The sequence below is a fragment of the Vibrio sp. ER1A genome (genome assembly GCF_000733315.1).
In the GTDB taxonomy this organism is placed as follows: domain Bacteria; phylum Pseudomonadota; class Gammaproteobacteria; order Enterobacterales; family Vibrionaceae; genus Vibrio; species Vibrio mediterranei.
Genome location: NZ_JPJA01000086.1, coordinates 1,339,422 through 1,361,753, shown reverse-complemented (window position 1 = coordinate 1,361,753; position 22,332 = coordinate 1,339,422). Strand labels below are relative to the sequence as shown.

Here is a 22,332-nt window from a genome sequence, read left to right as displayed (position 1 = left end):
TAACAATAAAAATGCAATTAGCTATGAAAATGATATTGATTCCCATTTGATCGTAAGTGATAATGATTCTGTTTAATATAACCATAAAATATATAAGGAAAACGGAATGAGTCAGTCTATGAGTTTCATCAAGCGTGTCGCGCTGACACTAACGGCCAGCTTCGCCATGGTTGCGAACGCAAGTGCAGTAACTATTCAGCACTTCAAAGGCACAGCAGAGTTTGATGAAACCCCTAAGCGAGTAGTGGTGTTAGGTAATGGTAGCTTAGATGTTCTAGACCGTTTAGGTGTACAACCAGTTGGTGCTCCACATTCATTGCTTCCAGACTATTTAGCGCAGTACAAAGCGTCGACGGGGAATACAGGTTCAGTAAGCGAGCCTGATTTTGAAGCTATCTTCACGTTGAAACCTGATGTGATTATCGCTGAAAACCGCATGCTTCGCGTTTACGATGACTTAAATAAAATTGCGCCAACAGTGATGTTTTATGTTGATAACGGTGAGTATTGGCAAGATACGCAAGCAAACTGGCGTATGCTTGGCAAACTGTTTGATAAAGAAGCGGAAGCAGAAAAGCTAATCGCAGAGACTCAAGCTCAATTTGATAAAGCAGCTGAGGCGGTTTCCAAGCAAGATTTGGACGCACTTATGTTGATGAACAATGGCAACAACGTGGCGATGTTCAACAAAGGTAGCCGTTTTTCTATCGTATTTGATGATTTTGGTTTTGGTGAATCGACTAGTCAAAATGTTGCGCCGATCCAAGGGTCTCACGGTAACTTGATCTCATTTGAATATGTGGCTGATGCAAAGCCTGAAGTTATTTTCATTTTAGACCGTGAACAAGCCATTGGTCGCAGTGTGGGTAAGGCGAAAGAGTTATTTAACAACCCTCTAGTGAACTCAACGCCTGCGGCGCAAAATAAAAAAATCGTCTATATCAATCCAAATGCTTGGTATATCTCAGGTGGTGGTGTAACCGCTACACAGACCATGATTGCTGATATCGATAAAGCTCTGAACTAATTAAAGTATTCAAAAAGTCTCTCTTAGTTCTCTAGGAGAGACTTTTCTAATTCTTGTTGTTAATTACTGGCCATCACATTCTCAATGACCATCCATAAATACATTCTTGCATGCACATTACTGGTCGCATTAGCGGTTAGTTCCCTCGTACTCGGTGCTGCTCACGTGTCCATTGCGGACTTGTTCCGTGGCGATGAACATGCTTATTCCATCTATGTTGTCAGTCGAGTTCCGCGACTACTAGCAATAATTCTGGCTGGTGCTGGTCTTAGCGTTGCGGGTCTTATCATGCAACAGATCGTGCAAAACCGCTTCGCTTCTCCATCAACGACAGGCACTATCGATTGCGCTCTTTTAGGCTACGTTGCTGGGCTTATCTTTTTGGGTGGTGCCAGTCAGTGGATGCATCTTGGTGTTATCTTCTTTTTTGCCGTTGCAGGCACATTGATCTTTGTGAAATTCTTGCAACGATTGCAATTCAAGAATGCGGTTCTTGTACCTCTTATCGGTATTATGTATGGCAATGTGATATCCGCACTGACAACCTTTATTGCCTATAAGCACGACCTAGTGCAGACCATGTCTTCTTGGACGGTGGCTAACTTTGCGAGTGTGCTGCAAGGGAATTACGAAATCCTGTATCTTGCGGTTCCAGCATGCGTACTTGCTTATTTATATGCACGTCAGTTTAGCGCGGCTAGTGTCGGTGAGAGCTTCGCTAAGAATATAGGTCTCGATTACCAAAAAATCGTTTTCATTGGCGTTATTTTGGTGGCGGTGAGCTCATCAACAGTGGTAATGATTGTTGGTGTGATTCCATTCTTAGGGCTGATCGTACCGAACATTGTCTCTCTATTTATGGGGGACAATATGAAGCGCATTCTACCTTGGACGGCGTATTGGGGCGTTATTCTGGTTCTCGCCTGTGACATCTTAGGTCGCTTAATTATTTTCCCTTACGAAATGCCAATCTCGATGATCATCAGTATTTTCGGTGGTGCTGTGTTTATTTATCTGGTGTTGAGAGATAAAGCCAATGCGTGATTCGTTGAAAGTAACTCTACTTATCGCAGGTTGTTTGGCGATCATTGCGTGGTTTATTGGACAGGGGCTGACAGCGGATAACTACCAGTTTTTCTTGTCTCGTCGTATTCCTAAAGTATTGGCCATTATTCTGGCGGCCGTTGCGATTTCAGCATCTTCTTTGGTATTCCAAACCATTACCAATAACCGCATTTTAACGCCATCCATACTCGGGTTTGATAGCTTGTATCTTATGGTACAGGTGCTAATGGTGGTGATTCTAGGCAGTACAAGCTTTTGGGTTATCCATGCGATGAGCAACTTTATGTTGTCCACTGCAGTGATGATTGGTTTTTCACTGTTGTTGTTCCATTTTTATTTCAAACGCCAGGATAGCAATGTGTTTACCTTATTGCTCATTGGTATTGTCTGCGGAAGTTTGTTCAGCAGCGTCACAGGTTTCTTGACGATGTTGGTTGATCCAAATGAGTTTGCTTCCATCCAGAGTTCTATGTTCGCGAGCTTTAATAACGTCAACGCTAAGCTGGTGTACTGGAGTTTGATTCCACTGTCTCTCTGTTTGGCGATTCTGTTCTACTATGCTCCGAAATTGGATGTGTTGTGGTTAGGCATTGATAATGCGACCAGTTTGGGTGTTAACACCAAACAGCTTACTCAGCGGATTATGATCTTGATTACTATTATGATCGCGATTTCAACGGCGCTGGTGGGTCCTGTCCTGTTCTTCGGACTTATTACAGTGAGTCTGACCCGAGAAATGTTCAATCACTATCAGCATCGCTTTCTTATTATCGCGAGCAGTTTACTCGCGGTATTACTGTTAGTTAGCGGTCAATGGTTCGTAGAAAAAGTTCTCGCATTCGAAACCACGATCAGCGTGATTATTAACCTCGTAGGTGGTTCTTACTTCCTGTTCTTACTACTAAGAAACAGAATTAATTAAGGGTAATGAAGTGATTAAGTTAACAGGTCTAAGTAAAAAGTACGGGAAGACATTTGTTGTTAAGGATGCCGATGCACTATTTCCTAAAGGTGAAGTGACGTCAATTATTGGCCCAAATGGTGCCGGTAAAAGTACTCTACTGTCTATGGCAAGTCGCCTCACGGAGAGTGATGCGGGTGAAGTTGTGATTGGAAACAAGTTGCTCGCTCAGTGGGACACCAAAGAACTGGCTAAACACTTAGCGGTACTGCGCCAATCAAACAACATCAACATGCGCTTCACGATCCGAGAGTTGGTCTCTTTTGGTCGCTTTCCACATTCTCAAGGTCGACTAACCGATGAAGATAATAAAATTATCGATAAAGCATTAGGGCATCTAGGTATTGAAGATATCCAAAATAAATACCTCGACCAACTCAGTGGCGGTCAGCGTCAAATGGCGTTTATCGCTATGGTTGTCGCTCAGGACACTGACTACGTTTTCCTTGATGAACCGTTAAACAATTTAGATATTAAACACTCTGTAGAGATCATGCATACGCTGCGTAGACTGGCTCATGATTTCAACAAAGCTGTAGTAATTGTGATTCATGATATCAACTTTGCATCCTGTTACTCGGACAACATTGTGGCGATGAAAAAAGGGAAGGTGGTTAAATCGGGTAAAGTCGAAGAAGTAGTGCAGCAAGAGATTATGGAATCCATCTACGAGATCCCATTTGATATCCGCGATGTAGATGGTCGTCGAGTATGTTTGTACTTCAACAGTTGATCGAGCACGATGTAAAGTCTTACCGTGTTAACGAAATACAAGAATTCAAAGCGTCCCATTTGGGGCGCTTTTTAGTATTCACAATATGGACTGCCTAGTGCATTGACGCGGAATTATGCAGCGCTCACAAAATTACCACGATGATAGCAATTAAATTAACTTGGTTAATTTAATTGCTATAGAATGTGTCAATAGAAACAATTTGGAGAGAACCCTATGAATTATGCTCCGTCTGTCGGTGTCAAATTTAATGAGGACGGCACCGTTCGCCGATTCCCTGGCAACACCTTCCTTTGTCACGTTGATAAAACCAGCCCGGTATACCAAGAAGTGTTATGGGCACAGCAGCAGTTAAAAGCGATGAAGTGCGCAACTAACTATGCCTTCTTGCCAGAAGCTAGTATGCATATGACGGTTATTGAAGGTCTGTGCGATCAGATTCGAGAGGCGACACACTGGAGCTCAAAGTTGGCCGAAGATGTGAATATTGAATCGGCGACAGAAAGTTTCCAAGCTTGGTTACAAGAGGCTGCTGCGACACCTAACTTCCAAATGAAGTTTGATTACGTGTACAACAGTCGCGCGGGCGGAACCGTATTAAGACTTAAGCCAGCGAACGACGAAACTAAGTCTGCACTTAAAGTATGTCGTGATAATTTGAGTGAACTGACGGGTATTCGTCACCCAACGCATGATGAGTACCATTTCCATATTACGCTAAGTTACAAGGTTATTAATCTTGATGAAGAGCAGCAAGCCGAATTGGAGCAAACTTGCCAGCGTATTGAAGAAAGGCTCAATCAGTCTTTTGGAGTGCTTACTCATGGCGCGGTGGAGTTCTGTGTTTTTGAGGACATGTTTGAGTTCAAACCAGTAAAACTGTTGTCGTTGGAAAAGTAACTTACTGACATATAATAAAAAACGGAGTCTATCGACTCCGTTTTTTCATCCCACCTAAACTCAATTGAAGACCTTGCCTAGAATTTCGCCAAGTGCTCGATAAGACAAATGCGTTTGCCCAATAACAAAGTTGTCATTCATCGCTTTCTGGCGGTACTCAGCATCAAATAGATATTGTTTGGTTTGCTCAGCAGCCAGTGACAATTGTTCATCAGATATCGTAGCTAAGCCTTGTGAATCCCACGAATGGTTCTCTCCAAGATCGATGATATTGAAGTTGAACTGCGCAATATCGGTTTCATAAACAGGATAGCGATAAACAACTTGTGGTACCTTAGCCACTAACCCTTCTAAGAACTGATTACCCCAACCTTCAAGCCAGCTCGGGTAGGTAACAATATCCGCATGAACATAAGCGTCCCAGAGGGAATAGCATTTTTCGCCATTTATTTCACAACGGCTATGTTCGATATAATCATTGATAAACAGCATCTGCACATTGTTCTGATCTGCTTTTTGCTTCAGCTTATCAAAGTACTCTTGCTCTTCGTTCATACCTGCAAGAACAAGGACAATTCGACTCTCTTTAGTGATGGTTTTGCCGTTGTAAAGTGCTTGTCCAACCCAGTTTGGCAGTTGCTGATTGAGCTTCGCAATCAGGTCAATCGCCAGTTCAATACCTTTGCGTGCAACGATGCGAGTGGCTTGTAGAAAGACGATGTCGTTATCGGTTAGTCCGACTTTCTGTTTCAAGTCTCGGTTATAGTCGTCGAGACACCAATGACTGTTGTCGAAATCAAACACATTGGGGACTACGGTGGCATGCTTGCCAGTTTTGTTTTTGAGTGACTCAAAAGCAATCTGATTGATTACGCAGTGTTGGTCTGCGTCGCGACGTGGAGGAAAGTATTCGTCTAATATGTCTTGGATTTCTGGGTACACGGGTTTAGCGAATTTCTCGCGTTCCCAGTGGAAATCGTGATGGTGATTGACGACTTTTACATGAGTGTTGCGAATAGCTTTCTCTAATCCAATTGCGGCAGCGAGGCTGTGCCCGACTGCGAAGATATTATTAGGAACGATAATATCTATTTCTAGGTCTCGAATGATAGCCGTTACTGCGTGCTCAATATCATCAGCTTGACTGTGGATGGCAGTGAGTAGGTCATCTGAGCTAGTGAAAAACTTAGGCTCAATAAAAGCGTCGTGAGTAATTTTAGCGTTCAATTCATCTTCATAACGAAGTGCTTCGACACAAGAAGCATTAACATTTCCAGCACTGCCTGCCAGATAGAAAACCTCGTGACCCTGCTGCTCTAATGCCCACTTCCATTTATCCATTTCTAGCGAAACACCGTCGGTTTCGCCGACACGATAGTGCGTTAATAGTATTCTCATGCGTTATTGAGTTCCAAGATGACCGTTGAATATAAGTTGAGGCCTTGAGGATCGTTTCCGGGAGCGTTCCTACCTCCGGCCGCAACGCGGTTAAGTAAATCCATAGTTGGTGCTTTAGTGGCGCTTGTTTTTGCTGCGTATACCTTCATCGCTGAGCCACCGTCGATGGAAATCGCGTTAATGACAGATTCGCCATCGAAGAAATCGAGGTCGGGTTGTGATAAACGCTGAACAAGGTTGGCAACGTCAACAATGTTGGCGCCAATACTCATCTCGTGTCGACCATCAAACAGCAGGTAACCGATGTGGTTTTCAGTTTCGATAAATAGACCAGAAGGTTCTCGGATGAGCGCATCAAAATTGTTGGTTTCTTTTCCTGAACGCGATAGAGGAGAATCGGTGTTGGCGACAGCATCTAGTGCGGCTTCTGCTTGCATTGCGGATACTGTAGGGCCAGTTGGAACCAACGATTGTCCGTTAATAACAGAAGGAACTAGGCCACCTAAAATCTGTTTATAGTCGCAAAGGTCAATCTCGTTTGCGACAGGGATAACCTTAACCGATTGTCCGACTTGAGGTATCTCAGAGAACAGCGATTCAAAATACTTCTCCTCAATGGATATTAGTGTTCCGAAAGAAGGAAGAGGGCATGTGCCATTCCATATCGCGACAACCTCTTCGAATGGTTTAATGCCATCGCCTTGATTAGCTAGAAACAGGTTCACTCTTCCTTCTAATTCAAGCATTGGAGAGAACTCAACTAGGTCGCCTTGGTGCTTCATCGGAAACTTCACATTAAACAGAGCGACATCGTGCTGTGAAAGTGACTCTAGCGACGGGTTAAAGCAATCAACGTCAAAGTTTGCTTCGCCAATAGTGATATTAAATTGGCGAAAAGTCAGAGATGGAACGATCTGCACATTGCCTGCATGATCTATGGCAACAGCGGCGTCATGGGCACTTGGGAAACCGGCAGTTTCAACCTTGCCATTTTCATCTGAGAAATAGTAAAAACCTAGGTATGACAGCACTTCTGGCAGTTGATGGTCTGGGTTTGGAAAGCGGCGTCTGTGTGACCAAATATGGTCTCCGATATTAAGCTCTTTAGTCATAAAGTAGCCAAGGTTACCAATCAACCCATCCAGATTGTTTTCTGATTCAAGTCGATCTCTCAGGTCTTCTAGCTTATTGCCCTTGAAGTGATAGCCAATGCGCGCTTTATCGATGTCTGCTTGTGGTGCTAACACTAAAGAAACGGATGTAGAACACAGTGAACGAGGCTCGCTAATTAGCTCGTAATCCGAGGCGCTAGGAAGTTGCGCAGCGTCAAGCTGCGGCATTGCAAAATGTGCTCTTTTTACCTTTAAAGATGGCTTTTCATGCTTTAGCTGTTGGTATCGTTGTGCCAGTCCTTGTTCAAAGGTGGGCTCAACACAACCATGTAAAGGGTTGCCTTTCGGGCCATATTTAATTTCATAGCCAGGCACCACGGATGGGTTGAAGTAACGATTTGGCTCGATATCAATGGGCTCCCAACATTGGGAATTCATGCTTGTGACGTTGTTAGAGACTCGCTCTGGAAAACATTTGGTGTTCATGGTTGTTGTTCTTATTTCGTGCTAGTTGTTTTAGTAAGCGAGGTTGTATAGAGGCAGCATAGCCGCACCTGTAGCTGCAATTTTGTCACCGGAAATGGCCGCCGGAACAATGTTAGGCATGGCTTCATCAGGTTCGAGATACTGTTGAATGGATGCAATGGCAGCAAGGTGTAGTTCTTCGACTAGTTGTGGTGGTAACAAACCGCCAATGATGATCTCGTTTGGATCGCAAATAGAGCGAATAGCTTGCAGCGCAGACGTTAGTTGCAACTGAGCATTACTTTTCCATTCGACCACTTTTTCCGGTTTCTTTTCTAACAAAGTTGCAAGCGTATCGGCTCGGTGAGCGCTAGGCTCCGACAGCCCTAGTTTTTCATACAGGCAAGACAGAGAAGGACGATTGTCACGCTCAGGAAACAGCTTACCAATGCGACCTGCATTGCCTCGTGCACCGCGATAGACCTCGCCTTCAAAGAAGTGACCGCCACCAATACCATAACCAAGATATAGATAGAAAAAGTTCGCACCAGTACTTCGGCGGGAGCGCACAGACTCACCCAATGCCGCGGCAATACCGTCGTTCTCAATCCAGCATGGCAAATTGAATTTAGCTTCTACCGCGGCTTTGATGTCGATCTGTTCCCAAGCTTTTAAGTGAGGAGGCATGGTGAGGGTGCTAGACTCTTTGTTGAAGTTGCAACTGGTCGTGACGCCAACCCCAATTAACTTAGAAAACTCGCTGCCAAAGGCAACAGAAGTGACATCGATAAGACTGGATAGTTCTTCAAGTGCGCTATTAGGGTCTGAATAGATGCCTTGAATGGCTTTAGAGAAAATAGCTTCTCCTTCAAGGTCTACCAATTCAATGCTGATTTTTTCCAGCTCTATGTTTACCCCTAAGCTATAGGCTGCTTGAGGGTTAATACCTAGCTCAATACCAGGTTGACCTCTGCCCCCTTGTTGCTTACCAGTGACGACAATAAGACCTTCATCAAGCATCTTCTTGGTGATCTTTGTAATGGCCGCAGGCGTTAAACCACTGGTCTCAGCAAGGGCTGCTCGTGTGGTTGGGGCTTGTTGACGGATCAATGCAAGAATTGAACGCTGTGTGTCTGTTCCGAAATCTATCAATGGTGTTTCCTTAACTGAAAATCTCTTTCTATTTGATTTGAAAGCTAAATCAATGACATACATTGACACATTTAACCTTCAAACCAAATAGGCCCGGCCAAAGACCGGGCAAAAATGTTACATAAGTACGTTTTGAACAAATGCTTTCTTGGCTTCCGTTGCGTACTCTGATGTAAAGAACTCAGAGCTGTACTTACGCTGTGCGTTGTCGATAAGTGCGTTGGAGTCATCAGCATCTGGATGTTGCGGTGCTGCACCAAACGTTGCGTTTAAGCCCGTTTGTGCTTGTGCCGACGTAATCCAGTGAATGAATACCGCTGCCGCTGCTTTGTTCTTAGCATTTTTCGGCATTAGGATGATGTTACCGCCACCTGGCATACCAAACTCTGGAATATAGAACTTGATGCGTTTAGTAATCGCACCTTTTTTCTGTAGACCTGCTAGATGATCTTCCCAAGCTGGTGCCATAGAGATTTCGCCATCATTGATGCGCGTTAAGCTGTCTGCATTTGAAGCGGTGATAACGATGTTGTCTTGGTTACCTTCAAACCACTCCCACGTTTTTGACCAAGTAGGAATTACAGACTTGTCCATTTCATTTTGGAAGTAGACATCGTTGTTGCCTGATGCGTAATAAATTGCACGTTGAATGAAGGCATTACCTGCACCGCCTTTGTTTGGATCGTTCACACCAAACTGTTGTTTGTGTTCTTTGATCCAAGTTGTCAGGTCATCAAAAGACTGTGGCAGGTTATTTTCATCGACTCGAGTTGGGTCATAAGCAAAACCTGTTTGGTTGCCCCAGAACGCATAGGCATAACCTTGAGTGTCGACACCAACAAGATTAGTTCTTAACTTTTCGCTACCCGGAATAATATCGGTCAATGGACCATAAACGACGTTGCTTTGCAGTAGCATCGGCAGTTTCACAGTATCGAGTGCCATCACGTCGATGCTGCCTTGGTCGCGGCGTGCTTCAGCAAGTAGCTTATTGCGGTTACCTGATTCATTACCTTCTGGCACGCGAACTTTAATGCCGTACTCTTTCTCAAATTCTTTAAAGAATTTTCTGAATTCAGGCTGTAGATACCAGATGTAAGCGTTCACCATTTTTTCTTGTTTCGCTTGCTCGACAATTTCATCCCATGTCATGTCGTTTAGGTCATAAGCCAGTGCATTGGTAGAAAGACCTGCAAGTGCAGTCATTGCTGCGGTTAGAACTAATTTTTTCATAAATCCATTCTCTTAATATCTTTATAGTTGTAGGTACAGTTAGGCTTTACCGGTAGAGTCCGCCAGATAGTTGCCTTTAAGCAAACGCTCGATAATGAGCATCAAAATTACGTTTGGAATCACAAGAATGAGTGATACCACCGCCGCGTTTGGACGGATGAATGAGTAACCTAAGTAGGAATACAGGATGGTCGGTACGGTGACATAATCCGGTGATCCAAGAACAAAGGCGATGTTGAATTCTTCAATACTGATCACCAGACAGAAGATCAACGATGCTAGTAAGCCTGGTTTTAGCATTGGCAGATACGCGTGTTTAAACGTTGTCCAAGGGCTTCCACCCAAGTCACGGCTTGCCTCAATAAGATCTTGAGGAACGCTTTTGAAACTGGCTGACAAAATACGGATAGCATAAGGCAAAGCCAGTACCGTATGGCCAATCACAATGCCAAGGTAGGCGTTAGACAAATTAAGGTTGATCAGCATCGAGCTAAAGAAGACACCGATGATCATACCCGGCATAACAAGCGGTAGAAGTGTGACAACTTCGGCCACTTTCTTGCCCGGAAAATCCTTGCGACCTAGTGCGTAAGCCGTTGGAAGTGCTAGCAATACGGTCAGAAAAGCGACGGCTGGAGCAATCGAGTAACTGTTAGTTAGTGCTTCCACTAGACCTGAGTTTTCCCACATGTCTGTCCAACGTCCGAATGACATCACCGGTGGAAGAACATCTGGATAGCTCCATGGGTGTTCCGGATCTACGAGTGACCAGATGAGCGCCATAATAAATGGCACACCTAACCAGAAGAAGTTGACCGCAAGAAACAGTCCAATAGCGATTTTGTTGATCAGTTTGCCATTTGCCGTTCTGATTTTCGGCAACTTACGGCGTGGTGCTTTTGCTGTTGAAGCGAGTGCAGTCATTATTTCAGCTTCCCTTTCTTAGTGGCTAGTGGGGCAGTCAGTAGAGAGATAGCCAGTGAGGCGATCACAGCGGTCACCATGATGATGACGGCCACAACAGCACCTTTGTTCCATTCCATAAACTCTGTAGAGGTAATGTGCATTAGCATAGATAGCGAGTAGGTATTCTTAGGACCTGCAATCGAGTAGAACGAGTAGTCACCTAGAGCACCGATGAAAATTAGAATCAAAGAGACTTGCAGGGCTGGTATAGATAGTGGGAACACGATGCCAGTGAAGCGACGCCATGCGTTTGCGCCAAGATCTGAGGCGGCATCGAGAACATCATTTCGAATCGAGTTCACCGCACCCGCAAGTAGAATCATTGCAAACGGTAGCTGTTTCCATATTTGAAGAATGATAACGCCCCAACCGAAGTTGTCGTTTTGCATACGGATCGGTTTTTCAGTAATGCCAAGCCACATCAAGCCTTGGTTAACCACACCATGGTACGAAATTACGTTAACTAACAAGAATGCGGCAACCAAGCCTGGAATGAACATAGGAGCGCGCAATAGACCCGTAATCGTGGTTGAACCGGTGAAGGGCTTACGTAGCCAGAGCACAAGCGGGTAGGCCAGAGACACCGCGCCAAGAGCGCCAATGACTGATACTTTAATAGAGTAAATCAGTGACTTGTGAAGTGTTGGGTCAGCAAGTGCATCACGCCAAAATTCAGTGGAGAAGCCACTCTCTCCCATCATGTTGTGAAAACCAAAGCTCTGGGCAACCACCATGTAAAACGTTGACCCCATCAAAAGTAAGATGGTGCCTACGCCAGGCAATAGCATGAGCCAGGTTTTCCAGTGGGTGCGTAGACTAGTCATGCGGCACCTCTTCAAGGAACCTAATGCCAGTCTTAGGCAAACTGAATGTTAGCTGGTTATCTTGGAACTTAGGCTGTTTTGGTAATTGAATACGCATTTCTAGTGGAACTTCATTAAGTGATTCCACTAGAAGGTCGGTGACATTACCCATGAAAGCCATTTGATTGACGCGCACTTGAAAGCGGTTGATATCGCTATCTTCAGCTAAGCGAGCGTCTTCTGGTCGCCAACAAACAAAAATATTGTCTGACTTTGGTGGCTCATCAGATTCAACGATGAAATCACCAATTTCTGTTGTGACCGAGTAAGTGTTGGCTTGCTCTGTCTTGTTTACTTGTGCAGGTAGAATGTTAGCGGCACCAATAAAGTCAGCAACAAAGCGGTTTGCTGGACGGTAATAGATATCTTCCGGGGTACCAATCTGTTCGATACGGCCACGATTAAGCACAACGATCTTGTCTGACATGGCTAGTGCTTCTGCCTGATCGTGTGTCACGTAGATAGCAGTAAGGTTGTAGCGTTTTTGAAGTTCGCGGATCTCAAAACGAACCGACTCTCTTAATTTCGCATCTAGGTTAGATAATGGCTCGTCGAATAGGATTACAGCAGGTCGAGTCACCATCGCGCGAGCAAGTGCGACGCGTTGTTGTTGTCCACCTGACAATTCGCTTGGCATTTTATGAGAATGTTCACCCAGATCGACCTGTGCGACGGCTTCTTGAACGCGCTCAATCTGTTCTGCTTTTGCTACGCCTTTTTGGTTCAAACCGAAGGCAATGTTGTGCTCAACGCTCAAGTGAGGGAAAAGCGCGTAAGATTGAAAACACATAGAGGTATTGCGCTTTTCTGGAGAAACATTAGTGATGTTTTCATCGCCAATTAGAATCTCACCAGAATCGGGAGTGTGGAAACCACCGATCATTTTTAACAACGTTGTTTTGCCGCAGCCAGAAGGCCCAAGAAGAGTAACCATCTCTCCCTCTTCCGCCACAAAGCTAATGTCTTTAGATGCGACAAAGTCATCAAAGTTCTTACAGATATTTTTTAGTTCTAATCGGGACATTGAGTTGCATTCCGTTTCAGTAGAAGTTTGCACAGATTTGGAGTCTAGCGCTTCATTATTGCAATTATATTAACTAGGTTAATTTAATTGATCTGTGAAAGTGGTCACGTGATAAGCGTTATTGACGGATTTACTGATGAAAAAGGTTGGATAGTGTGATCTGACGCATGTAAATAGTCAGCTTATATTAATCTAGTTAATTTAATTGGGGTTTTTTGAGGAAGAGAAAAGAGAGAGGGAGTGGTCACTCCCTCTCTGAAGGCTAGCTAAGCAGATCGAGAATCTGCTGAGTTTTTGAGGACATTAATTCGGTGTTGTGTCGTGACTCTACGTTCAGTCGCACCACTGGTTCAGTATTAGAGGTACGTAAGTTGAATCGCCAGTCATTAAACTCCATGCTGAGACCATCGGTATAATCGACAACAAGGGCATCGTGTTCAAAAGTTTGTTGAACGCGCTTGATGGCAGCTTTTGGATCTTGCAGTTTGGCGTTGATTTCGCCCGAAGATGGGAACGCGACAATACGATCGGCAACCAACTTAGAGAGTGGTTGCTGCTTCACACAAAGAAGCTCACTGACAAGCAGCCAAGGAATCATTCCACTGTCACAGTAGGCAAAGTCTTTGAAGTAATGGTGCGCACTCATTTCGCCGCCATACACTGCATCTTCCAAACGCATACGCTCTTTGATAAAAGCATGTCCCGTTTTAGACATTATCGGAGTACCGCGATTCTCTGTGACGATGTCGATGGTGTTCCAAGTTAAACGGGGATCGTGGATGATTCGAGCATTTGGATTCTTCTGCAAGAACGCTTCTGCTAATAGACCCACAATGTAGTAGCCCTCAATGAACTCACCTTGCTCGTCAAACAAGAAGCAACGGTCAAAGTCACCATCCCATGCAATACCCATATCAGCACCGTGTTTTACAACTGCTTCAGAAGTGGCGGCACGGTTTTCCGGTAGTAGTGGATTAGGAATACCATTTGGGAAACTAGAGTCAGGTTGGTGATGAACTTTGATAAATTCGATGGCAATGCCCAACTTGGCGAATTTTGCTTCCAGATCGTCAATAACATGACCTGCAGCACCATTGCCTGAATTTACTACCAGCTTAAGTGGCTTGATGTTGTTCGGCGTAATGTAGCTAAGCAAATGCTCGGTGTATTCATCAAGGTTAGACAGTTTCTTGTATTGTCCAACTTGAGCAATTGACTCAAAGTCATTTTGTTCAGCAAGTTGTTTGATGTCGTTCAAACCAGTATCACCACTGATTGGCTTACCGTTATCTCGAACCAGTTTCATCCCATTGTAGTTAATAGGGTTGTGGCTTGCGGTGACTTCGATTCCGCCATCTACGTCCAGTGATTGGGTCGCAAAGTAAATCTCTTCTGTACCTGTCATACCGATATCAACAACATCGGAACCTGCATCCATAACGCCGCGCGCCAAGGCGAGTTTAAGACTTTCTGATGTCTCACGAACATCGCCACCCACAACTACGGTTTCAGGTTTTAGAAATTGCGCATATGCTCTGCCAATGCGGTAGGCAATATCCTCGTTGAGTTCGTCTCCCAACTTGCCGCGAATGTCATAAGCTTTAAAACAGCTGAGTGCTTTCATGACTAGACCTTATCCTTGAAAAATGTCCGAAAGCATCGCTTTTAATGCGCTATAAGACAAGTGCTTTTCGCCAATGTCGTAGTTTTGTTGCATATGGGATGATCTCAAATCAGCATCAAACAGATACTCAAGGGTTGAATTGACGGCGCCGTTTAACGTTTCAGGAGCGATGACAGCGAGTCCAGATTCATCCACCTGATGGTCATTGCCAAGGTCGATAATGTTAAATTGGTAATCGGCGATATCTAAGTCAAATACTGGATAGCGATAAACGACCATAGGGACTTTAGCGACAAGGCCTTCTAGAAATTGATTTCCCCAACCTTCTAGCAAACTAGGGTAGGTGATGATGTCAGCGTGTGAGTAGACGTCCCACAAAGAGTAGACTTTTTGCCCCTCTTTCTCACCGCGAGAGTGACCAACCCAATCATTGATAAACAGTAATTCCACATTGCAGGCTTTGGCTTTATCCGTCAGTAAGTCAAGATAGCTGTCTTCTTCACACATTCCCGCAAACATAAGGATTAAGCGACTGTCTGTGGTAAATGTTTCTCCGTTATAGAGCGTTTTTCCAACAAGCCTTTCACGCTGTTTGCTCATGGCATCAATCAAGTCGATTGCCAGTTCGATGCCTTTTCTTGCCACAATACGTGTTGCTTGCAGGAACAAAATATCATTTGTGCCGACACCGAATCGTGCTCGCAGATCTTGATTGTATTCATCAACTTTCCAATCGCTACCCTGAAAATCGAACACATTGGGCACCACCGTAGAGTCGGTGTCGCGGCGTTTTTTAAGTTCTGTTTGCGCAATACGGTTGATCACACAGTGCTCAACAAGCGGGTGTTTAGGAGGATACAGGGTGTTGAGCAGTTGCTGAATGCCTGGAGAGGTTGGGTTTGAGTATTTAACACGTTCCCAATGAAAATCATGATGATGACAAATAACACGAGTCTGAGTGGCTTCGACCGCTTTCATAATACCGAGTGCTGCTGGTAAGTGATAGCCAAGCGACAGCATGTTATTTGGGACAATAATGTCAATATCTCGTTGGTCGATAACCTTGATGATACCTGCAGCAATGTCATTGGCTCGATGTTCAATAGCATCTAACAAAACCGATTCTGATGCGTAATCATCGCGACTCACATACGCGTTGTGGATGATTTTGTCGTTGAATGGCTCTAGATAGTGTAACTCTGGCACGAGATCCGCATTTGTGCTACCTGCACTCCCTGCTAGGTAGAAAACCTTGTGTCCCAAGCTCTCCAGCGCCCATTTCCATTTGTCCATTTCAAGAGACACGCCATCAGTTTCACCAACACGGAAGTGTGCAAGTAGGATATTCATAATTCAGTTTCCTTTTGTTTTCTGAACCTTGTTGGGCGTAATTTAGAGGATTATGTAAATGGATTTAATGATAGTTTTACAAATTAGTGATCAAATTCACGATAATCCAAAACCGGTTTTGGTCGACTGGAAAAATGAGACTTGGCTCAATAAATAATCAATAAAGCCTGTCTAGACTAAATGGAAGTCGCAATTATCAAGTGGTTAATTTCAAAGCCACTATTTTTTGGAAAAGTATCAAAACCGGTTTTGGTTGTTTGATTTGTAATAATGGATATCAACATGGCTCAGGAACAGACGGCTAACTCTCAAGTTAAAAAAGACCTGCAACAAATCTTGGCAGGTGTGTATTCGCCAGCTCAACTTAATGAACTCATTCCCAACCTTCTTAATGTTATCGCGAATCAGCCTGAGTATGTGGGCAAAAAGCAATGGGTTGATCAAAACGACATCATGCTGATTACGTATGGTGATTCAATCAAAAAACAAGGAGAAGCGCCTCTCCATACCCTCAGAGAGTTCTTAAACGATAATGCTGCGGACGTGCTCTCTGCGGTGCATATTCTCCCGTGTTATCCCTATACTTCAGACGACGGATTTTCTGTTGTTGACTATTGGAAAATAAACCCAGAATTGGGTGATTGGCAAGATGTTCAATCATTGTCGAATAATTATGACCTAATGTTTGATGGGGTGATCAACCATATTTCAAAATCCAGTGATTGGTTTCAAGGCTATTTAAAAGGGGAAGCGCAGTACCGAGAGTTTTTCACCGAAGCTAATCCAAACCGAGACTACAGCTCCGTCACACGCCCTCGAGCATTACCACTACTGACGACCTTTGAAACCGCTCACGGTACAAAACATATCTGGACGACGTTCAGCGAAGATCAAATTGACCTTAATTTCCGTTGTCCTGAAGTGTTTCAGAAAATTGCCGAGCTACTGCTGTTTTATGCTCAGCAAGGAGCTTCTTTTATTCGCCTTGATGCGATTGGCTTTATGTGGAAAGAGCTGGATACCCCTTGTATTCATCAGCCCCAAACTCATGCCATTGTTCAGGCGTTGCGAGCATTAATGAGCGCCGTGGCACCTCACGTTAAATTGATTACTGAAACCAATGTACCGCATAACGACAATATTAGTTATTTCGGTAATGGCGAGAACGAAGCTCATTTGGTGTACCAGTTCCCGCTACCGCCATTAACACTGCACACATTGCAAACAGGCAACAGTGAAAAGATTGTTGAATGGATGTCGAGCTTAGAACCGTGTTCGGAACAGACCACATTCTTCAACTTTTTAGCCTCTCATGATGGCATTGGTGTACGTCCTGTTGAGGGTATCTTAAACAAAGAACAAGTAGACCATTTGTTATCGGTAGTGCAGACCAATGGTGGCCGTGTTTCATACAAAGATAACGGTGACGGTACGCAAAGTCCTTATGAGCTGAACATCAACTATTTTGATGCCATCCGTGATGCGAATGCGGATGACCAAACTAACCTAGATCGCTTTATGGCGGCCCAGTCTATCCTCATTTCGATGGCGGGGGTTCCTGGAATATATGTGCACAGTCTATTGGGGTCTGGAAACGATATAGAAGGATTGGAACGCCTGGGGTATAACCGCGCGATTAACCGTGAAAAGCTTGAACGTACCGATGTGGAAACTGAGTTAGCTAATCCAGAATCTCGTCGTGCCCAAGTGCTATCTCGCTTTAAACACATTCTGGGTATTCGTAAGCAACAGAGAGCATTTGCTCCTAGCGCCAGTCAGCGTGTAGTGGCAACCAGTGAGCAATTGGTTACTTTTGTGCGTGATGAGCAAGTGTTAGTGGCTATTAATATTTCAAATCAAGCGGTTGAGCTAGATACCAATGCAGTGCTTAAAGGAGTCGCTCACGATTTGATTTCTGGTAACGACTTAAGTGGTGTTGTTACTGTACAACCATATCAAGTGATGTGGTTAGCTAAGTAGAAAATAGAGCCAGCCTAGCTGGCGAATCATAAATAACATGAATCCTAAATCGTAAAGGATATAACGATGAAACTAAAAACTCTGACCCTTGGACTTGCCGTAGCTGGTTTAGGCTTATCCAGCCTTGCACAAGCGACTACCGTTGAATATTGGACAACACAAACTCAATCAGACCGCCTTCAGACGATAGAAGTGATGGCTGATGTGTTCGAAGCATTGAATCCCGGTATCGATGTAAAAGTTGTAGCAGTGGATGAGAATGACATGCCGAAGCAGATTGCAGCCGCTGCCGCATCGAATACGCTTCCAGATATGATTGAAGTAGGCTCTAACCTGTCGTTAGCGTTTGCTGAGCAAGGCATTGTTGATTTAGACGCCACGACTGCAACCATAGAAGCAGTAGGTAAAGACCGTTTTTATAAAGGTTCATTGAAGTTGGTAGAAGACCCAGACAACAATAAATTTGTTGCTCTACCATATCGTGGCTGGGTTCAAGGTATTTGGTATCGTGCTGACTGGTTTGAAGAAGCGGGCTTAGAGCCACCGACAACATGGGAAAACATTCAAAAAGCGGCGAAGTACTTTAATAAGCCTCAGGAAAACCAATACGGCATTTTGATCGGCACTAAAGCGGATAGCTATGCTGAGCAAGTTTATACGCAGTTTGCCCTATCAAACGATGCAGGCCAGTTTGATAAAGACGGTAACCTAATATTCAACTCTGAAGCGCAAAAAGAAGTGTTAGACTTTTATAAAGATCTTTCAAAGTACACACCTCCGGGTCCACAAACATGGCGCGCACGTGACTACTATTTGCAAGGCAAGCTAGCGATGTTCTTCTACTCCACGTATATCATGGATGACATTGCACTTGCAGAAGCTGCGGCAAGTTCCTTGAGTAACGAGAACTTTAAAGATCTTAAAGGCGCGACGTTTGATCCTAATCTAGCGAAGAACACGCGTTTAGCTCCAGCAATCACTCATACTTCAGCCTCTACATTTGGCACCTTGGTTGGTTTCTCTATCATGAAGAATGACAACAAGGATGAAGTGGAAGCGACTAAAGCGTTCATTGAATACATGAACGAGAAAGATCAGGTTGTTGCATACTCTCACATGGCACCAGGTGGCCACCTTCCTATGCTTCGAGACATCGCTGAAACTGATGAATTCCTTAATGATCCAAAAGGCATTTTTGCTAACTACGGTAAAGAGTCCATTAAAGAGATCATTGCTGGGTTTGAGAACATCAAAAACTTCTCCATTGTGGACGGTAAGGCGTTCCCTGAATCTGGCGAAATCTTCTCAAAACAAATCATTCCACGCATGATTTATAGCTCTGTGATTGAAGGACAAGACACGCAAAAGTCGTTGGATTGGGCTGAAAACGAGATGCAGCAGCTTATCAAAAACTAACTCTGCATAGCGAAAGACGTCGCTGGCTAACCAGCGGCGCACCTTCACTAAGAACCTTTACGGGGCAGCATGGTGCGCTGCCTCAGATTAACAAGGAATTACCATGACACCATTAGAGAGAGCAGAAGCTCGGTTCGGGTGGAAGCTTGTCGCTCCGACCATTGGCATTATTGGGCTTTTGATACTCTATCCAATCGTTTTTAATGTTTACCTAAGCTTCTTTGATGTAAAGCTGAACGGTGACAAAACTTTTGTCGGGATTGCCAACTACGCTCGCTTGCTTGCAAATCCAGACTATTACTCATCAATTGCAACAACCGGTATCTACCTATTTGGTACTGTTGCTGGCACTACGCTGTTAGGACTTGCAGTCGCATTATTGATGCGTAATCCGTTCCGAGGTCGTGGCCTAGTGAGTGCCGCTATCCTTATGCCATATTTTGCGCCGGTTATTTCCGTTGTGTTTGGTTGGCAATTTCTTTTTGACCCTGTCAACGGCGTCTTCAATTGGTTGATGGTTGATGTACTGCATATCTGGAATCAACGAACCAACCTCATTGGTGAACCGGGTTCGGCTGTTTGGGTCGTTATTATCTTTGATGTTTGGAAGCATTTCCCAATTGCATATCTATTGATCCTTTCCAAGTTGACGTCGATTCCTAAAGACCAATACGAAGCGGCGGCGATTGACGGTTATGGACCAATTGGACGTTTCTTCCATGTGACGCTGCCAGAGATTTATTTCGTCCTGGCAACGGTAGTGATTCTACGTTTGATTTGGAACCTGAACCGCTTTGAAGACGTGTTCCTTTTGGCGCCCAATGTTCAAACTCTTCCAGTATTTACGTACTACCAAGCCTTCACCGGGGTCATTGATCAAGGGCTTGCTGCTGCAACCTCCGTGATTCAGTTCAGCGTCTTGTGTGTGCTGATTTGGTTCTATGTTAAGAAAATTCTTAAGTGGTAATTCATTATGTTAGGAAAACCAACAATTAAAGGACGTATTGGATTTGCGTTAGCAATTTTCTTACTGGTGAGCTTCTGCTTACTTCCATTTGCGCAAATTCTGTCGACTTCACTAAAACATCAGTTTGACTGGGGCAACCCGTCATTGATTCCGCAGGTCGTTAATCTCGATGCCTATAAGGAATTATTAGGTTTAACTGAGCAAAAACAGGTAGAGATACCGGCAGCAATACAAAAGATTCTTGAGAATCCTAAGCTGCCTCAAGATAAGAAAGACGCCATTATGGCGAAATACACCAGCAACACTGATGTGTTTCCCTTTGGTCGATTTATGCTGAACAGTTTCGCCATATCTGCGGGAGCAGCAACGGTGTCACTCATATTCGCAGTTATGGGTGCTTATTCTATTTCGCGTCTGCGGTTTACCGGACAGGTAATTGTTCAGCGCTCGGTGCTCTTCGTTTATATGGTGGGCGGCGTACTGTTGATGGTACCGCTGTATCAAATGGCGGTAAACGTCGGGTTAGCGACCAGTATGTGGGGTAGTCTGTTCTGTCTCTTCGCCATCTATATTGTGCAAACATTGCCAGTCGCGCTGTATATGCTGGGTAACTACTTCCGCACGATTCCTTTTGCGTTAGAAGAGGCCGCGATGATGGATGGTTACTCGCGCAAAGAAGCAATTTGGAAAGTGGTATTGCCGCTTTCGGTACCTATGCTAGCAACTGTATTTATGTACTGCTTTATTATCGGCTGGAATGAATACCTGTTTGCGTCTGTATTCTTAAAACAATTCAAAGAGTTCTACACATTGCCACTCGCGCTACAAGAGCTATTTGTATCGAAAAATGCGATTTGGGATCGAATCATGGCAGCGTCCATGTTAACTCTGGCTCCAGTCGTAGTGTGTTTCTTGTTTGCTATGCGTCATATGGATGGTGGCAAAACTGATGGTGGTGTGAAAGGTTAATAATTATGGCTTCTATTTCATTAAAAAATATTGTTAAAAACTACGGTGACACCAAGGTTGTAAAAAACATCAGTCTTGATATCGAAGATGGCGAATTTGTGGTGCTAGTTGGCCCATCGGGTTGTGGTAAATCGACGACGTTACGCATGATTGCAGGTCTTGAGCAGGCGACATCAGGTGAGATCTCCATTGGTGACCGAGTGGTTAACGATGTCGAACCACAACATCGTAATATCGCAATGGTGTTCCAAAACTACGCACTGTATCCGCACAAAACCGTTGAAGAGAACATCGTGTTTGCTCTACGCCGCTTAAAGATGGAAGAGTCGGAGATCCAGCGCCGGTTGGAAGATGTTGCCAAAATGCTCAAGCTGGAAGATTACCTCAAGAGAAAGCCGGCTGATCTTTCAGGTGGTCAGCGCCAACGTGTCGCAATGGGTCGCGCCATTGTTCGTGATGCTGACTGTTTCTTGTTTGATGAACCTTTGTCAAATCTGGACGCCAAACTGCGTAACCACATGCGCACCGAGATTGCGCAAATCCATAACCGATTTGGCCGCACCAGTGTTTATGTTACCCACGACCAAGTCGAGGCAATGACGCTAGCGGATAAAGTGGTGGTATTGCGCGATGGTATTATTGAGCAAGTCGGCTCTCCGATGGAGATTTTCCTCAATCCAGTCAATATTTTCGTTGCGACCTTTATTGGCTCTCCGTCAATGAACATTATGGACGGTACACTGTACAACGACTATCTGGAACTAGGAGGATATCAACTGCCTAGAAAGCTGCTGACCGGAGTTCATTTTGATGAGGCAGTACCGGCGGAGGGACTTGCTGTAAAAGTGGGCATTCGTCCAGACTTTTTCAATGACAAGGAGTTCTTTGGGGAGAGTGACACAACCTTTAACTTCGATAACATCAACATCGACCTAGTTGAACCTATGGGGTTTGATAAAGAAGTGTTGTTTAAGTTGGGAGAAGAGAACGTGAAAGCACGCCTGGACCTTCGCTCAGAAGTAACACGCGGCCAAAAAATGGACTTGCTCGTCGACTTATCTCGTGTCCTTCTGTTTGATGTGAAAACAGAGCAACGCCTTTAATTGCTAATCCCCTTCATAGGTTTG

At 44.4% G+C, this 22,332-nt stretch carries 19 protein-coding genes; 10 read left to right on the top strand and 9 right to left on the bottom strand.

Annotated features, from left to right (window positions below):
- Positions 1–106 precede the first annotated feature (106 nt).
- The 5 genes from HW45_RS13055 to HW45_RS13035 all read left to right on the top strand — a co-directional run bounded on the left by HW45_RS13055 (position 107) and on the right by HW45_RS13035 (position 4,686).
- Positions 107–1,027 carry a siderophore ABC transporter substrate-binding protein gene (locus HW45_RS13055; protein WP_006070429.1) on the top strand — a complete coding sequence of 307 codons (921 nt, stop codon included), beginning with the start codon at positions 107–109 and terminating at the stop codon, positions 1,025–1,027.
- Positions 1,028–1,111: 84 nt separating this feature from the next.
- A complete protein-coding gene (locus tag HW45_RS13050; protein WP_006070430.1) occupies positions 1,112–2,071 on the top strand; it encodes an ABC transporter permease in 960 nt (319 codons plus the stop codon).
- Entirely contained in the window at positions 2,064–3,014 is a 951-nt protein-coding gene (locus HW45_RS13045; RefSeq protein ID WP_038227327.1) for an iron chelate uptake ABC transporter family permease subunit, read from the top strand. Before HW45_RS13050 ends, HW45_RS13045 begins: the two co-directional genes overlap by 8 nt.
- Before the next feature lie 10 nt (positions 3,015–3,024).
- A complete protein-coding gene (locus tag HW45_RS13040; RefSeq protein ID WP_038227326.1) occupies positions 3,025–3,786 on the top strand; it encodes an iron ABC transporter ATP-binding protein in 762 nt (253 codons plus the stop codon).
- Positions 3,787–4,002: 216 nt separating this feature from the next.
- Entirely contained in the window at positions 4,003–4,686 is a 684-nt protein-coding gene (locus HW45_RS13035) for a DUF1868 domain-containing protein (RefSeq protein ID WP_038227325.1), read from the top strand.
- A gap of 60 nt (positions 4,687–4,746) precedes the next feature.
- Here HW45_RS13035 and HW45_RS13030 read toward each other — a convergent pair whose 3' ends face one another.
- The 9 genes from HW45_RS13030 to HW45_RS12990 form a co-directional block, all read right to left on the bottom strand.
- Positions 4,747–6,084 carry a glycosyltransferase family 4 protein gene (locus tag HW45_RS13030; RefSeq protein ID WP_038227323.1) on the bottom strand — a complete coding sequence of 446 codons (1,338 nt, stop codon included), beginning with the start codon at positions 6,082–6,084 and terminating at the stop codon, positions 4,747–4,749.
- Positions 6,081–7,682 (bottom strand): hypothetical protein, encoded by a 1,602-nt coding sequence (locus tag HW45_RS13025; protein ID WP_051868051.1) that lies wholly within the window; start codon positions 7,680–7,682, stop codon positions 6,081–6,083. The genes HW45_RS13030 and HW45_RS13025 overlap by 4 nt, the downstream gene beginning before the upstream one ends.
- A 30-nt stretch (positions 7,683–7,712) precedes the next feature.
- Positions 7,713–8,813 carry an ROK family transcriptional regulator gene (locus HW45_RS13020; RefSeq protein WP_038227789.1) on the bottom strand — a complete coding sequence of 367 codons (1,101 nt, stop codon included), beginning with the start codon at positions 8,811–8,813 and terminating at the stop codon, positions 7,713–7,715.
- 117 nt (positions 8,814–8,930) lie between these two features.
- Positions 8,931–10,046: an extracellular solute-binding protein gene (locus HW45_RS13015; RefSeq protein WP_006070807.1), complete on the bottom strand. Its 1,116-nt coding sequence runs from the start codon at positions 10,044–10,046 to the stop codon at positions 8,931–8,933.
- Positions 10,047–10,085: 39 nt separating this feature from the next.
- Positions 10,086–10,970, bottom strand: coding sequence for an ABC transporter permease (locus HW45_RS13010; RefSeq protein ID WP_051868049.1), 885 nt, complete (start codon positions 10,968–10,970; stop codon positions 10,086–10,088).
- Positions 10,970–11,836 carry an ABC transporter permease gene (locus tag HW45_RS13005; protein WP_038227318.1) on the bottom strand — a complete coding sequence of 289 codons (867 nt, stop codon included), beginning with the start codon at positions 11,834–11,836 and terminating at the stop codon, positions 10,970–10,972. Before HW45_RS13005 ends, HW45_RS13010 begins: the two co-directional genes overlap by 1 nt.
- Entirely contained in the window at positions 11,829–12,899 is a 1,071-nt protein-coding gene (locus HW45_RS13000; RefSeq protein ID WP_006070814.1) for an ABC transporter ATP-binding protein, read from the bottom strand. The genes HW45_RS13005 and HW45_RS13000 overlap by 8 nt, the downstream gene beginning before the upstream one ends.
- A 262-nt stretch (positions 12,900–13,161) precedes the next feature.
- Positions 13,162–14,523 (bottom strand): hypothetical protein, encoded by a 1,362-nt coding sequence (locus HW45_RS12995; protein WP_038227317.1) that lies wholly within the window; start codon positions 14,521–14,523, stop codon positions 13,162–13,164.
- Between the two features lie 9 nt (positions 14,524–14,532).
- Complete coding sequence (locus tag HW45_RS12990) at positions 14,533–15,873, bottom strand: glycosyltransferase family 4 protein (RefSeq protein WP_038227316.1); 1,341 nt, start codon at positions 15,871–15,873, stop codon at positions 14,533–14,535.
- 282 nt (positions 15,874–16,155) lie between these two features.
- Here HW45_RS12990 and HW45_RS12985 point away from each other — a divergent pair, with 282 nt between their 5' ends.
- The 5 genes from HW45_RS12985 (at position 16,156) to HW45_RS12965 (ending at position 22,308) form a co-directional block, all read left to right on the top strand.
- On the top strand, positions 16,156–17,853 hold the full coding sequence (locus HW45_RS12985) for an alpha-amylase family glycosyl hydrolase (RefSeq protein ID WP_038227315.1): 1,698 nt from the start codon (positions 16,156–16,158) through the stop codon (positions 17,851–17,853).
- Positions 17,854–17,919: 66 nt separating this feature from the next.
- Positions 17,920–19,269, top strand: a complete 1,350-nt coding sequence (locus tag HW45_RS12980) for an ABC transporter substrate-binding protein (protein ID WP_006070820.1) — start codon at positions 17,920–17,922, stop codon at positions 19,267–19,269.
- Positions 19,270–19,372: 103 nt separating this feature from the next.
- Positions 19,373–20,236, top strand: coding sequence for a carbohydrate ABC transporter permease (locus HW45_RS12975; RefSeq protein ID WP_006070822.1), 864 nt, complete (start codon positions 19,373–19,375; stop codon positions 20,234–20,236).
- Between the two features lie 6 nt (positions 20,237–20,242).
- Positions 20,243–21,205 carry a carbohydrate ABC transporter permease gene (locus HW45_RS12970; protein ID WP_038227314.1) on the top strand — a complete coding sequence of 321 codons (963 nt, stop codon included), beginning with the start codon at positions 20,243–20,245 and terminating at the stop codon, positions 21,203–21,205.
- A gap of 5 nt (positions 21,206–21,210) precedes the next feature.
- A complete protein-coding gene (locus tag HW45_RS12965; RefSeq protein ID WP_038227313.1) occupies positions 21,211–22,308 on the top strand; it encodes an ABC transporter ATP-binding protein in 1,098 nt (365 codons plus the stop codon).
- Positions 22,309–22,332 lie beyond the last annotated feature (24 nt).